Source organism: Dyella sp. 2RAB6 (genome assembly GCF_052115385.1).
In the GTDB taxonomy this organism is placed as follows: domain Bacteria; phylum Pseudomonadota; class Gammaproteobacteria; order Xanthomonadales; family Rhodanobacteraceae; genus Dyella_D.
In genome coordinates this window covers 41078-54589 of the sequence record NZ_JBFRGP010000022.1, presented here as the reverse complement: position 1 = coordinate 54589, position 13512 = coordinate 41078, and the positions used below count along the sequence as shown (strand labels likewise).

13 protein-coding genes are annotated in these 13512 nt (G+C 65.3%); 8 read left to right on the top strand and 5 right to left on the bottom strand.

Translation table 11 applies throughout. The features are described from left to right. Positions 1–287 precede the first annotated feature (287 nt). From AB4083_RS20345 to AB4083_RS20330, 4 genes are read right to left on the bottom strand one after another with little or no spacing between them, the layout of a single operon-like run. Positions 288–3383: an error-prone DNA polymerase gene (locus AB4083_RS20345; RefSeq protein ID WP_441610329.1), complete on the bottom strand. Its 3096-nt coding sequence runs from the start codon at positions 3381–3383 to the stop codon at positions 288–290. After that, entirely contained in the window at positions 3380–4792 is a 1413-nt protein-coding gene (locus tag AB4083_RS20340) for a Y-family DNA polymerase (RefSeq protein WP_441610328.1), read from the bottom strand. The genes AB4083_RS20345 and AB4083_RS20340 overlap by 4 nt, the downstream gene beginning before the upstream one ends. Before the next feature lie 4 nt (positions 4793–4796). Continuing rightward, positions 4797–5429 carry a translesion DNA synthesis-associated protein ImuA gene (gene imuA / locus AB4083_RS20335; protein WP_441610327.1) on the bottom strand — a complete coding sequence of 211 codons (633 nt, stop codon included), beginning with the start codon at positions 5427–5429 and terminating at the stop codon, positions 4797–4799. A gap of 7 nt (positions 5430–5436) precedes the next feature. After that, on the bottom strand, positions 5437–6006 hold the full coding sequence (locus AB4083_RS20330) for a LexA family protein (RefSeq protein WP_441610326.1): 570 nt from the start codon (positions 6004–6006) through the stop codon (positions 5437–5439). 167 nt (positions 6007–6173) lie between these two features. Here AB4083_RS20330 and AB4083_RS20325 point away from each other — a divergent pair, with 167 nt between their 5' ends. The 5 genes from AB4083_RS20325 to chrA all read left to right on the top strand — a co-directional run bounded on the left by AB4083_RS20325 (position 6174) and on the right by chrA (position 10315). Then, positions 6174–6605, top strand: a complete 432-nt coding sequence (locus AB4083_RS20325) for a hypothetical protein (RefSeq protein WP_441610325.1) — start codon at positions 6174–6176, stop codon at positions 6603–6605. Next, complete coding sequence (locus AB4083_RS20320; protein ID WP_441610324.1) at positions 6598–6810, top strand: helix-turn-helix transcriptional regulator; 213 nt, start codon at positions 6598–6600, stop codon at positions 6808–6810. The genes AB4083_RS20325 and AB4083_RS20320 overlap by 8 nt, the downstream gene beginning before the upstream one ends. A 251-nt stretch (positions 6811–7061) precedes the next feature. Next, positions 7062–8447 (top strand): serine hydrolase domain-containing protein, encoded by a 1386-nt coding sequence (locus AB4083_RS20315; RefSeq protein ID WP_441610323.1) that lies wholly within the window; start codon positions 7062–7064, stop codon positions 8445–8447. A gap of 19 nt (positions 8448–8466) precedes the next feature. Next, positions 8467–9042: a hypothetical protein gene (locus AB4083_RS20310; protein WP_441610322.1), complete on the top strand. Its 576-nt coding sequence runs from the start codon at positions 8467–8469 to the stop codon at positions 9040–9042. Positions 9043–9106: 64 nt separating this feature from the next. Further along, on the top strand, positions 9107–10315 hold the full coding sequence (gene chrA / locus AB4083_RS20305) for a chromate efflux transporter (protein ID WP_441610321.1): 1209 nt from the start codon (positions 9107–9109) through the stop codon (positions 10313–10315). A gap of 48 nt (positions 10316–10363) precedes the next feature. Here chrA and AB4083_RS20300 read toward each other — a convergent pair whose 3' ends face one another. Next, positions 10364–10603, bottom strand: a complete 240-nt coding sequence (locus tag AB4083_RS20300; protein ID WP_441610320.1) for a hypothetical protein — start codon at positions 10601–10603, stop codon at positions 10364–10366. A gap of 152 nt (positions 10604–10755) precedes the next feature. Between AB4083_RS20300 and AB4083_RS20295 the strand changes: the two genes are divergently transcribed. The 3 genes from AB4083_RS20295 to AB4083_RS20285 all read left to right on the top strand — a co-directional run bounded on the left by AB4083_RS20295 (position 10756) and on the right by AB4083_RS20285 (position 13490). Continuing rightward, complete coding sequence (locus AB4083_RS20295; protein ID WP_441610319.1) at positions 10756–11364, top strand: TetR/AcrR family transcriptional regulator; 609 nt, start codon at positions 10756–10758, stop codon at positions 11362–11364. 76 nt (positions 11365–11440) lie between these two features. Continuing rightward, positions 11441–12607, top strand: a complete 1167-nt coding sequence (locus AB4083_RS20290) for a M23 family metallopeptidase (protein WP_441610318.1) — start codon at positions 11441–11443, stop codon at positions 12605–12607. A 586-nt stretch (positions 12608–13193) separates the two neighbouring features. After that, positions 13194–13490 carry a hypothetical protein gene (locus AB4083_RS20285; RefSeq protein WP_441610317.1) on the top strand — a complete coding sequence of 99 codons (297 nt, stop codon included), beginning with the start codon at positions 13194–13196 and terminating at the stop codon, positions 13488–13490. Positions 13491–13512: the final 22 nt, after the last annotated feature.

Genomic DNA, 13512 nt, shown 5'->3' with positions numbered 1-13512 from the left:
CCAACGAGATCTTCGGGCTTCTGATAGTTGGCTAACAGACTGCTAAGCAGCTCGTCGGGCACTTCGTGTTTGCGTGGACTCATGGTGTCTCCGGGTCAGATGGCAGTTTCCTGCCAATGCCCCGTTTACACAAAATCTAGGATAGGCCCATAACGCGAAAACCAAGCGATACCGCTACTGGATGATTCGCTTCGCTCACCCCTTCGGGGCCGCCCTGCGGGCGTTCTTCGCGCTACGCGCTCGTCCGGCCTACGCCGGAATGACGCCCTCGTCGCGGCACGCGGCACCTAATGAAAATCCCGCGAACGCGCATCCAACTCCCCGAGCAACGGACTCAAGTCCAACAACCGCCTCGCGATCAAATGGCAAACGCCATCCACCGTCTCCCAATACCCATCCACGCCAAGCAATCGCGCCTCCAGATAAGCGCGATGCTGCCGCTCCGCGACATGCCGCCACACCACCACATTCACCGGCCCATGCTCGTCCTCAAGCGTAATGAAGGTGACACCGCTGGCCGTCTGCGGCTGCTGTCGCTGCGTGACCAGGCCGGCGACGCGCGTGGGGGTCTTATGGCGCAGACTGATCAGTTGCCGGGAATCCAGGAAACGTTGCGCCTGCAGGCGTGAGCGCAACAGGCGTAGTGGATGCGGGCCTAGGCTCAAGCCTGTATGCGCGTAATCGGCGAGCAGGTTCTCCGCCGAGGTGGGTGGTGGCAGTGCGATCGCTTCTTCGGCGGGGCTGCTGCGGCCGAACAGCGGTAGCTGGGGTTCGACGCCGCTGACTGCCCATTTGGCGCGATGGCGATGGCCGGCCAGGCCGCGCAAGGCGCCGGCGTCGGCGAACAGGTCCTGGTGGCGGCGGTCCAGGCTGGCGCGGGTGCACAGGTCGACGATGTCGGCGAACGGTGCTTGTGCGCGTGTCTGCTCGATGCGCCGCGCCATCATTGCGGAGCAGCCGCGTACCTGGCGCAAGCCCAGGCGCAGGGCGAAGCCGCCCTTGCTGCGGGTGTCGCGTTCGAGGGTGCAGTCCCAATCGCTGTAGCGCACGTCCACCGGCAGTGCGGCGACATCGTGGCGTCTGACGTCCTGCACGATCTGGCTGGCGCTGTAGAAACCCATCGGCTGCGCATTGAGCAGGGCGCAGGCGAAGGCGGCGGGGTAGTGGCATTTCAGCCAGGCGCTGGCGTAGGCCAGTTTGGCGAAGCCGGCGGCGTGGCTCTCGGGGAAGCCGTAGCTGCCGAAGCCTTTGATCTGTTCGAAGATCTGTGCGGCGAAGGTTTCGCTGTAGCCGTTGCGGGCCATGCCTGCGAAAAGGCGGTCGCGGTGTTTCTCCATGCCGCCGTGGCGTTTCCATGCGGCCATGGCGCGACGGAGTTCGTCAGCCTGTGGGCCGGTGTAGTCAGCAGCGACCATGGCTATGCGCATGACCTGCTCCTGGAACAGCGGCACCCCAAGCGTGCGTTCGAGTACTTCTTTCAGCGCGTCCGAAGGATAGGTGACTTTTTCTTCTTTACGGCGACGGCGCAAGTAGGGATGCACCATGTCGCCCTGAATCGGTCCGGGGCGGACGATCGCCACCTGGATCACCAGGTCGTAGAAATTGTTTGGCTTCAGCCGCGGCAGCATCGACATCTGCGCGCGGCTTTCGATCTGGAACACGCCGATGGTGTCGGCCTGCTGGACCATGGTGTAGGTCGGCTCGTCGTCCAGCGGAATGGAGGCCAGATGGTGCGACACGCCTTCATGCTGCTTCATCAGATCGAAGCACTTGCGCACGCAGGTCAGCATGCCCAGCGCCAGGCAATCCACCTTCAGCAAATTCATCCGATCCAGATCGTCCTTGTCCCACTGGATGATGGTGCGATCGGGCATCGCCGCATTCTCCACCGGCACCAGTTGCGACAGTGGCGCGTCGGAGATCACGAAGCCGCCCACATGCTGCGAAAGATGCCGCGGAAAGCCACGCAATTCCTCGGTCAGCCGGACCACACGCTGCAGTAGCGGACTCTCCGGATCGAGACCGGCTTCACGCAGATGCTCGCCCTGTTCACCGCCATTGCGCCAGGCGAACACATCGCTCAACGCCGCCACCTGATCGGTCGACAGCCCCAGCGCCTTGCCCACGTCGCGCGCGGCGCTGCGGCCGCGATAGCTGATCACCGTGGCGGCCAGCGCGGTGCGCTCGCGGCCGTACTTGCGGTAGATGTACTGGATCACTTCCTCGCGCCGCTCGTGCTCGAAATCGATATCGATATCGGGCGGCTCGGGGCGGTTGTATTTGTGGTCCTTGCGGCTGGCCGACATGAAGCGCTCGGTCAGCAGCTGTGCCTCGTCCGGGCTGACGCTGGTCACGCCCAGCACGTAGCACACCACCGAGTTGGCGGCCGAGCCGCGCCCCTGGCACAGGATGTCGATGCTGCGGGCGTAACGGACGATATCTTCCACAGTAAGGAAGTAATGCTCGTATTCCAGTTCGCGGATCAGCGCCAGCTCGATCTCGATCTGCTTGCGGTTCTTCTCGGTGATCCCGTCCGGCCAGCGCCGCTGGATGCCTTCCTCGGTGAGCTTGCGCAACCACGATGCGGCCGTGTGGCCTTCCGGCACCAGTTCAGCCGGATAGCGGTACTGCAACTGGTCCATATGGAAGCTGCAGCGCTCCGCGATCCGCACCGTTTCGGCCAGCAGATGCGCCGGATAGATCTCCGCCAACGCATCGCGCGCCCGCAGATGCCGCTCTCCATTCTTGAACAGCACCGCCCCGGCTTGCGCCACGGTAAGACGATGACGGATCGCGGTCAGTGTGTCCTGCAACGCGCGGCGTCCGCGCACGTGCATATGCACGTCGCCGGCTGCAACGGCAGGAATGCCCAGTTCCGCGGCCAGTGCTTCGAGCCGGCGCAGGCGCGCGGCGTCATCCGGGCCGCGGTGCAGTTCCACCGCCAGCCACAGGCGGCCGGGGAAGCGTTCGGCCAGCCAGCGGCCGTCGGCGGCATGGGGTTCGGTGTCCGGCAGCCATAGGGCCAGCGTGCCGGGCAGGCCGTCGGCGAGATCGGCGCGGGTGAGGTGATAGGTGCCCTTGGTGGAGGCGCGGCGGCCGCGCGTGATCAGGGCGCACAGCGAGGCATAGCCCTCGCGCGTTTCGCACAGCAGCACGAAACGTAATTCGTCATTCAATTTGAATTGAGCGCCGACGATCAACGGCAGCTCGAATTCCAGCGATGCCTCGTACGCACGCACGATGCCGGCCAGCGAGCATTCGTCGGTGATCGCCAGGGCGCGGTAGCCGCAGGCCTTGGCGCGTTCGAACAGTTCGCCGGCGCTGGACGCGCCGTGCTGGAAGGTGAAGTTCGACAGGCAATGCAGTTCGGCGTAGTCGGTCATGCGAACCACCCGTGCAGCATCCAGCGTCCTTGTTCGCCGATGGCGCAGAACACCCAGGCGCGCTGGCCTTGCGCGGTTTCCACCACGTAGTAGTCGCGGCGCAGGCCGTCGCCGTCCCACCAGCCGGTTTCCAGCCGCTCGGGGCCGGCGAGGATGCGCGGCGGCGTGCCGCGCAGCGGGATCGGCGTGTCCAGCAGCCAGGTGGGGCGCGGCAGCGGCGTGGGCGTGCCGATGAATTGCGCCTGCATATCGCCGGTCTGCGCGCGCTCCGGGCGCGGGTCGGTGCTGGCGCGCAGCTTGCTCACGGCCCGGTCGCCCAGCCGCGCGCGCAGGCGTTCGCGCAATTGCTCCGCCGGCAGTGCATGCAGCGGGCGCGTGTCGAACAGATCGCGTCCGGCCGGCACGAACGGCGGCAGCTCGTGCGCCACCAGCCGCATCGCCACCACCGGTTGCGGCAGCGTGGTGCGGTCCAGGCGGCCGCGCGCGTGTTCGAACAGCATCGCCGGTTGGCGCTCGGGGGCGAGCAGGCCGATCGAGACATCGGTGGAACTGCCGTCGCGATGGATCAGCCGCAGCATGAAGCGCTGCACGCCGCCGTCGCGTCCGGCCAGGTACGCGCCGAGATCGCCGGTGAGGCGGCGCAGCGGAAACACCAGCGCTTCCACGTGTTCGATCTCGTGCGTCCATTCCATGCCCAGGTCCAGCCGGTCCGGCGGGCGATAGAACGGCAGTACTTCCTGGGTGGCGCCGGTGAGGTAATCCAGATGCGTCGTGAGTTCGTCGCCGAAGCGGCGGCGCAGGCCATCGCGCGGCGCGCGCAGTACCTGGCCCAGCGTGCGCAGGCCCATGCCGGCCAGGCTGTCGGCCGCCTGCCCGGGCAGGCGCGCCTTGCCGACGGGAACGGACAGCAGTGCGCTATGCAAGGTATCCGGCGTGGTGACCGCGAGACCATCCTGCAGGCCGGCCAGCACGTGCGCGCCGCGCGCGGTGGGCGCGAGCGCGATGTGGTGGCGGAAGCCCAGTTCGGTCAGGTCGTTGCGCAGTTGGCGTTCGAATTTCGGCCAGGGCCCGAACAGGCCGAGGCTCTTGCTGACTTCGAGCACGATCGCGCGTGGCGACAACGCCACTTCGGCGCTGTAGCGATAGGCCCAGGCGGCGAGCAGGCGATGCCAGCGTTCGGTGGCCGTGGGGTCGTACTCGACCGCATCGAAGCGCGCCAGCAAAGCCTGCGCCGCCGCAAGCCGCTGTCCAGCGCGCAAGCCTGCGGCGCGCGCGGCGGCATTGGCAGCGTAGACGGTGCGCGCCTGCGCATGGCCGGTGACCAGCACCAGCGGCTCGTCCGACGGCGGGCGTCGGCGCAGCACGCCGTCCAGCGCCAGATGCGGAAGAAGAATGCAGGCCCAGAGCATGGCTTCACCGCACGCCGTCGACGGGGAAGGGCAGTGCCTGCGCCGGCGGTTGGCCGCCGCGGCATTTGCGGATGCGCAGTTGCCGCGTCGGCGTGGTTTCCACTTCCACGCGCAGTGCCGCCGGCGAAGATTGCGCGGCGTGGCGGCGATCGCGGAACAGGAAGCCGAGCGCGCGGCCGTGATCGGCGGCGACCTGCAGGCGGCGCAGCGCGCGATCGTCGGCCTGCTGCGGCCAGGCCAGCACCGCCGCGCAACTGCCGGAGCGCAGGCATTGCTCAGCGGCCCACAGCGCATCGCGCGGCGTATCGGTACGCACGATGTCCACCCGCGCCATCGCCACGCCGCGGTTTTCCCAGCCGGCGACACAGGGCGCATAGGGCGGGGCGATCACGGCGACGATGCCGTCGGCCTGGGTCAGCCGCGCCAGCGTGGGCAATACCAATTGCAATTCGCCCACGCCATCGGCGGGCAGCAGGATCTCGCTCAGCGCATGTTCCGGCCAGCCGCCGGCCGGCAGTGCGGCGTCCAGTTCCGCCCAGCCCGTAGGCTGGCTGCCCGGTTCGGAGGTGGGGGCGGCGCGGCCGTGCCAGACCTGGCGACCGGCGAACAGCGCATCGAGGGCGACGACCTGGCCCATGTTCCGCTCAACGCAGCTGGCGCAGGCAGCGGGTGACGACGCCCCACAGCTCCAGCGTTTCGCCTTCCTTGAACACGATGGGCTTGAAGTGCGCGTTTTCCGGCAGCAGGGCGACCTTGCCGTCGACCTGGCCCAGCCGCTTGATCGACAGCTCGCCGTTGACGATGGCCACCACGATGTCGCCCTGGCGCGCCTTAAGCGCGCGGTCCACCAGCACTTCGTCGCCGTCGAAGATGCCTGCGCCGATCATCGACCAGCCGGACACGCGCACGATGAAGGTGCTCGGCTCATGCCCCGCGATGACCAGGTATTGGTTGAGATCGACTACGTCGGCCACGTCGTCGTCCGCCGGACTGGGCAGGCCCGCCGGCACGCGGCTGCTGAAAGCGGTGAGCGCCACCGTCGAGGGCAGCAGCGACAGCGGCCGCGGCGTATCCAGCGAGCTGCCTTGCCGGTAGGCGTCCAGATAGGCCAGCACGGTCGGCACCTGGCTTTCCGGTACGCGCAGGCGCTGGGTCGCTTCGCTGGTGGGGCGGCCGGCGCCGGGGCGGGAGCCACCGTGGGAGGGAGGGGACATGGCTGCGGCGGCTTGAATAGCGGGTCGGTAATCAAGATAGCACCGGCATCATCTCAGCGCTTGAGATACCTCTGTTCTGGCGATAAGAAATTTCTTTAAGTAAAAAATATTTGACATCAAGTCATGTTTGGCGGACATTGCGGCCACACCTGAAGGGGGTCGCACACATGCTTCCGAGAGAACGCTTTGCCTGGGTCTGGACCATCGCGCTGGTCGTTATCGGCGCGGCCTATTTCATCGCGGTGGCGGTGCAGCAGCAGGCGCACGCCGAACTCAGTTTCCTGACCCGCATCGCCACCCTGGCGGTGGCCCTGGGGTCGCTGGGCGTGATCGCCGGCGGCGAGCGGCTGTACGCCCGACTGGGCGGTGGCGGCCAACGCTACGAGGCGCCGGACGAGCGCGAGCGCTTCATGGATGCGCGTTCGTCCACCTTTGCTTACTACGTGCTGATGGCCGGCATGCTCGTTGTCGGTTTCTACATGCCGTTCCGCCATGCCGGCTGGGACATCGTGCACGGCGCCTTGCTGGCCGTGATCGCCGCCGAAGTCGTCCACTATGGCTCGCTCGCCCTTGCCTATCGCCGAGGCTGGCGTGCCTGAGAAGCGCCTGACCAACCACATCCGCACGCTGCGCTTCATGACCGGCGAGATGACCCAGGCGGACCTCGGCCAGCGCGTGGGCCTGACCCGGCAGACCATTGCCGCCGTCGAGGCGGGCAAGTATTCGCCGACGCTGGAGACGGCGTTCCGCATCGCCGAGGTGTTCGGCAAGCCGCTGGATGAAGTGTTCCGCTGGGAAAGCTGACGCGGCAGGGGTGACGAACGGGGCAGGCTTAAGTTCACGCGTCTGGCTACGCTCACTGGAATGCCGCTCAACGCCAGGTTTTGAATCCTTCTCCCTCCGGCGACCCGAAGGTAGTCCCCGTGGGAGAGAAGGTGGCGGCAGCCGGATGAGGGTTCGGGCGGAGTGGGGCGCCTCGCTCCGGCCGTACCCTCACCCCAACCCCTCTCCCGATGGGAGAGGGGCTAGGCCAAGCTTCGATTATGAGGGGCGATATGTTTCGTCGTAGCCTGATCGCATTCGTTCTGCTGATTGCGTCGGTGGCATCCGCATCGGACGCCAACCTCACCAACCAAACCCGCGCCGCGCTGGAACACGCGGTCCCCGCCGCCGACGGTCCGGGCGTCGTAGTGCTGATCGCCAAGGGCGACACGGTGGTATTCCGCCAAGCGCGCGGACAGGCGCAGATCGAGCTGGGCGTGCCGCTCGCCGCCGACCAGGTATTCCGCATCGCATCCATCACCAAGATCTTCACCGCCGCGACGGTGCTGAAACTGGCTGAGCAGGGAAAGCTTTCCGTCGACGATAAGTTGGCAAAGTATGTCCCCGCCATTCCTTCGGCCGATCGCATCACGCTGCGCCAATTGCTGAACCACACGGCCGGCGTTTCCAACGTCGCCAAGAATCCGCAGCCAGGTTTCATGCGGCGCGATATCGATACGGCCACCCAGGTAGCCGAGATCGCCAAGCGCGACCCCGCGTTCGAACCCGGCACTCGCTGGGCCTATTCCAACGCCGGTTACATCTTGCTCGGCGCGGTGATCGAGAAGGTAACCGGGCAGCCTTGGCATGAAGCGATGCGGCAGCTCTCGCTGGAACCGGCGGGGTTGACACATATCCGCTATGGCGATGGCGCCGCGCTGATCCCGGGACGTGTCGATGGCTACACCACCGACAATCCTGCGCATCGCGTCGAAAATGCATCCTTTATCAGTTCGAGCGTTCCGGCCGCGGCAGGCGGGCTGGTCGCCACGGCCGACGATCTGATGCGCTGGATGCGCGCGCTTGCCGGTGGGCGCGTAGTGAGCGCGAAGAGTTTCCGCGCGATGACGACACCGGCAAAGCCCCTTGAACCATCGACGCACCACTATGGTTTAGGCATGTACCTATGGCAGGTGCGAGGCAGCGAGATGGTCGGCCATACCGGCCAGATCGACGGCTTCGCGTCCGCGCTGGCCTATCTTCCGAAAGAAGACATCACCGTGGTGGTCCTCGCCAACGACGACAACTTCGATGCGCGCACGATGGCGCGGCGCCTTGCGGCCATCGCGCTGGGCAAGCCTTACGTGGATCCGGTGGGCGTGACGCCATCGGCTGAAACATTGACGGCCCTGGTGGGGGATTACCGGGTCGACGATAAGACGGTGGAGACCGTGTCGGTGAAGGATGGACGGCTATATACCCAACGCAGCCACCACAACCTCGTCCCGGTGCAGATGACGGCGGCTGGAAAGTTTTATTTCGTGCCGGACGAACTGAGCTACTTCGAGCCTGTGCGTGACAAGAGCGGCAAGGTGGTGCGGCTCGATTACTTCGATGGCGGCGATGCGCCGGCACAGCCGATGCCGAGGTTGGCAGAGGGCGTTGCGCCATCACCGTAACTCGATAAAGAGGCGTGTCATGTTGAAGCGTCTGCGGTGGTCGGTTGCGTTAATCGGTGTGCTTTCGATGGCTGATGGGTTCGCGGCCGAAGCTGGTCCGCAAGCTCCATCCGAAATGGCCGCGCTCTATCCCAGAATCGGCACCTGGCAGGTGGTCATGCGCAGCGCACCCAGCGCCAGTCTGCCCAAGGGCGGCATCGACAAGGGCGTGATGGTGATGAAGAAAGGGCCGGGCGGATTTTCCATCGTGCAGGAGTTCTCCTCGCATGGCGCCAGCGGCGATGTGGTGGGTCAGAGCTATGCGTGGTGGGATGCCAAGGCGAAGGCGTACAAGAGCGTGTGGTGCGACAACATGCAGGGCTGCGTGGACTTCACCACCACCGTTACCGGCAACTCGTGGATGGTGGAACTCAATGGCGAGGCGAGCGGCAAGAAGGTGCACACCACCATCCGCGCGACGATGAGCGCGGACCACAACAGTATTCATGAGGAAGTGGCAAACGCTTACGACGGTGGCCCGGCGCGGGTGGAGACGGTCAGCGACTACAAGCGTGTCGTGGGCCATGGCGCGGCCAGGGAAACCCATCCGCAATAGGGTTGTGGTACGAAGCCGTGCAGTTGGATAAGGGTGACGGCTATATGGGCTTGTCGGCTGAGGCATGAATACGGCTGCGAAAACTGCGCTCCCCGGAAGCGCGTGGGAAGTCGGCGCGGTCTTCCTGCGCCTGGGGCTCACCTCGTTCGGCGGACCGATCGCCCACCTGGGCTACTTCCGTCGCGAGTTCGTGCAGCGGCGCCGTTGGCTCGATGAGGAACACTTCGCGCAGCTGCTGGCGCTGTGCCAGTTCCTGCCCGGTCCGGCCAGCAGCCAGCTCGGTTTCTCGATTGGCCTGCTGCGTGCCGGTTGGGCTGGTGCGCTGGCAGCGTTCGTCGCGTTTACCTTGCCCTCGGCGCTGTTGCTGTTTGCATTCGCCGAGTTCAGTGGGCAATGGGCGGGGCCGTGGGGACAGGCGGTGGTTCATGGCCTGAAGCTGGTGGCCGTGGCGGTCGTCGCCCAGGGCGTGCTCGGCATGGCGCGCAGCTTGTGTCCCGATGTGCCGCGCGCCTTGTTGGCCGTTGCTGCCACGGCGTTGATGGTCGTCAGTACGCTTCCAGCGATGCAACTGCTGGTGGTGGCAGGCGGTGCGGTGCTTGGACCCTTGATCTGCCGGCAGGTGGTGGCGAAGCAGGGCGAGACGTTTGCGCTGGCCTATGGATCGCGCACGGGCCTGGTGCTTTTGATCGCGTACGGCGTGCTGCTGGTGGCAGCGCTGGCTCTGTCGCCTTTGCTCCCGCCCTTGGGGCAAATGGCTGGCGCCTTCTATCGAACCGGTGCGCTGGTCTTCGGCGGCGGCCACGTGGTGCTGCCGCTGCTCAAGCACGCCATCGTCGATCCCGGCTGGGTCAGCCCCGACACCTTCCTTGCCGGCTACGGCGCCGCACAGGCGGTGCCGGGGCCGATGTTCACCCTGTCCTCGTTCCTGGGTAAGCAGATGTATGGCGGGCAGGGCGGGGTAGCCGGAGCACTGATCGGCGTGCTGTCGATCTTCCTGCCGGGCTTGCTGGTGGTGTCGGGAACGCTGCCGTTCTGGCGCGCATTGGCGGCGCGCGACCAGGCGGCGCGGATGCTGGCCGGCGTCAATGCGGCGGTGGTCGGCTTGCTGGCGGCGGCGCTCTACGATCCCGTGTGGGTCAGCGCGGTGGGCAATGTCGGCGACTTCGCGATCGCCGCGGTGGGCTTCGCCGGTCTGGTGGCGATGCGTTGGCCCGCCTGGGCCGTGGTGATCTGGTGCGTGGGCGCCTCGTTGGCGCGCCATGCGATCGGCTGACGGTGGGCTTGAAGAGGCGTCCGTCCCCACGCATCGCGATTAATTAATTCAAATTACTTGATCGGTGATGCGCACATGCGCATGGGTGATGTGGAATCCGTACCTGGCGATATCGTCCAGGCATTCGCCCGAGTCGATCCCGGGCATGGCCCGCTCGCGCTCCAGCTCCGCCGATTTGATGGAATTCCATGGCGCGAACTGCGCGGGCAGGTTCGCCCCCGTCTCATCCGCCGTTACGCCGAACACGCGGCCAGGGCCGCGGAAAACATGGACCAGCATCGTGCTCACTCCCGGATTTGGTCATTCAAATTGATTTGTCATTCGCAGGCGTGCGTGCGTCGGCGAACCGGGCATGGCTACCATGGGTCTGGATGTCACGCCGTTCCTGCCGTTGGCGATATTGACTATACAGGCGTATATGTAATTTACAAGTGGCCACGATGACTACCCGTTCCTACTCCAGCCCCGTCCGCGCCGCCGCCGCCGCTGAAAAGCGCGAGCGCGTGCTTCAAGCGGCCACGCAATTTCTTCGCGAGTCGGACAGCGCAGCCAACTTTTCCCTGGACATGGTCGCCAAGCTCGCAGGCGTGACGCGCTTGACCGTGTACAACCAGTTCGGTTCGCGCCGCGGGCTGATGGAAGCGGTCTTCGACGAGATCGCATTGCGCGGCCAGATGGGCCGGTTGAGGCATGTGCGGGAACAGGCCGATCCGCGCGAAGGGCTCGACCAGCTGATCCAGATCTGCTGCGAGTTCTGGAGCAGCGACCCTGCCTTGCAACGCATCTACGACGCGATGGCGCCCGATCAGGAACTTGCGCAGGCGCTGACGGCGCGCAATGAGCGGCGCCGCCAGTTGATCGCAAGCCTGGTCGAGAAGATCGCCGGCAAGGGGACGCGCGCCCAGGTCCGCCGCGATACCGTCGATCTGATCTTTGCCCTGACCAGCTTTGCCATGTTCCGCCAGCTTGCGGACGGCCGCTCCGCCACTGAGGTCGGTGTTCTGATCCGGGCCTCCGCGCATGCAGCGCTGGATCGACTAGGGCACTGATACCCCGGGGCGCCATTGCCCATCCCGCCTGCTGCTAAGGTAGGGAATACCAATGTGCTTCAGGGGGAAGTACCGAATGATTCGCCGCTCTGCTCTTGCAGTCCTGGTCGCCTTGTCTTGTTGCATGGCGGCGGTCCATGCCGGGAAGGCGCTTGCTCCGGTCGAAGCACGGGTGCCGTTCGCTCCCGAGGGATTTACCGGTACCGATGGCGCGGTCCATCTGGCTTACGAACTGCATATCAGCAATTTCTACGGCGATACCGGCGTGCTGAAGCCCAAGGGTCTGCAGGTCTTTGCCGATGATGCGAAGACGCCGCTGCTGACGCTGGACAAGAACCAGTTGTCCCAGTTCGTCCGGCCCACGCCTGCTGAACATGTGCCGGTGTCGATCGCTCCCGGAAAGCGCGCAGTCGTCTTCGTGTGGATCACGCTGCCTGCGGGCGCGGCTGTACCGCACACGTTGCGGCACCATATCGAATTCGATACCGAGAAAAAGACCGTCACTACGCTCGATGGCGCGGCGACAAAGGTCGGTAGCCAGAAGCCGATGACGCTGGGGCCGCCCCTGCGCGGCGGTCGTTGGCTGGCGCACGAAGGGCCCGGCAACGCGCACTCGCATCACTGGGGCAGCCTGGTGGCCGTCAATGGCGACCTGACCATTCCCCAGCGTTATGCACTCGACCTGGTCGGCGTCGATGCCTCGGGACACGCAATGCGCCCGGGCATCAAGGATATGCAGAAGACGACTTACGCGGATTGGATCGGCTATGGCGCGGAGGTCATCGCCGTCGCCGATGGCGTAGTGCGCGATACCCGCGACGGCGAGCAAGAGCACAAGCCGCTCAGCCCGCAGCCCGAGCCCGCATCGCTGACGGCGGATGGTTTGTTCGGCAATTACGTCGTGCTGGAACTGCAGCCGGGCATCTTCGCTACTTATGCCCATTTGAAGAAAGGCAGCGTCAAGGTCAAGCCCGGAGACCGCATCCAGCGCGGCCAGTTATTGGGGCAGCTTGGCCAGTCCGGCAATTCGGCGGCACCGCATCTGCATTTCCAGCTATCGACCGCAGTGACGTTCGAAGGCTCGGAAGGGCTGCCCTATGTGTTCGAGAGCTTCGATTATCTCGGGCCGGAATCGGAAGCGCAGTTGTTCGGGCAGGGAGAGGCGTGGAAGGAGCCGGCAGGGGAGCAGCGGAAGCTGCAGATGCCGTTGAATGATGTGGTGGTGCGGTTCGCGAATCCGTAGCAACACGTGAAGGTGCTGACGGCGAGGCCATCGGAATTGTCTGTAAAGTGCTTAGCACACGCACAACGCGGGTGTGCGCCTACAGACAACCAAAAATCGATTTGATAGTTTGGTGGCGTTGCCTGCGGAGTGATTTCAAGACGCGTCGCAGGCAACCATGGCAGCAATGCTGTGAGAAGCGCGGGCCAAGGGTGCTACCAACACCCCTGACCCGCTGACCATCACCAACGCTACAGGAGTTGATCATGGCTGTGCCAGATCATACGAGATTCGCGCGCTCGCCGATCCCCCGGGCGGCACACCCACCGAACATTCAGGCTGTCCGGCGACATCGCGGACAGGGTTGAAGAGCCGCGGCCTTAAGAGTTTTCGCAGGTAATAAGTCCTAGCCGTGTAACCCGGCGCGTTGCCTTGCGCAACGACGAAAGCTGCTGAAGCCGCAACCCACTTCCTCAATCAAGCCGCCCGGCGCCCAGGTTTTGGGCCGTCGGTGAATCCTCGAGTCCGTAAGGTCGGCGGCACGTCGAGCAGTTGGCGGCGTGCCGTTTTACGGCGCGAGGACGCGGCGCTTAGCAAGGAGTTGCTTATGAATGACTTTGGCGATCCGTGGATCACCCGCCACGCGCATTATTTCTCCGATCCCGATGCGGGGCCGGATGCATTGTTGAACGACGCCACCGAATGGCTGCAGTACGCGTACAACGCCATCCAGCTATTGGCTGAGCTGGTCGACGAACGCGAGAACATCGACGCACAACGCCTGCCGATCATGCTGGAAGGCATCAGCGCRTTTATCGATATGGGCGCACGCTGCGCCACGCAGGCGCATGAGCGGATGCAATGGCAGCAGATACAGGATGAGACGGCGCAACCACCGGCGTAGGTTGGGGTGAGCAAAGCGACTG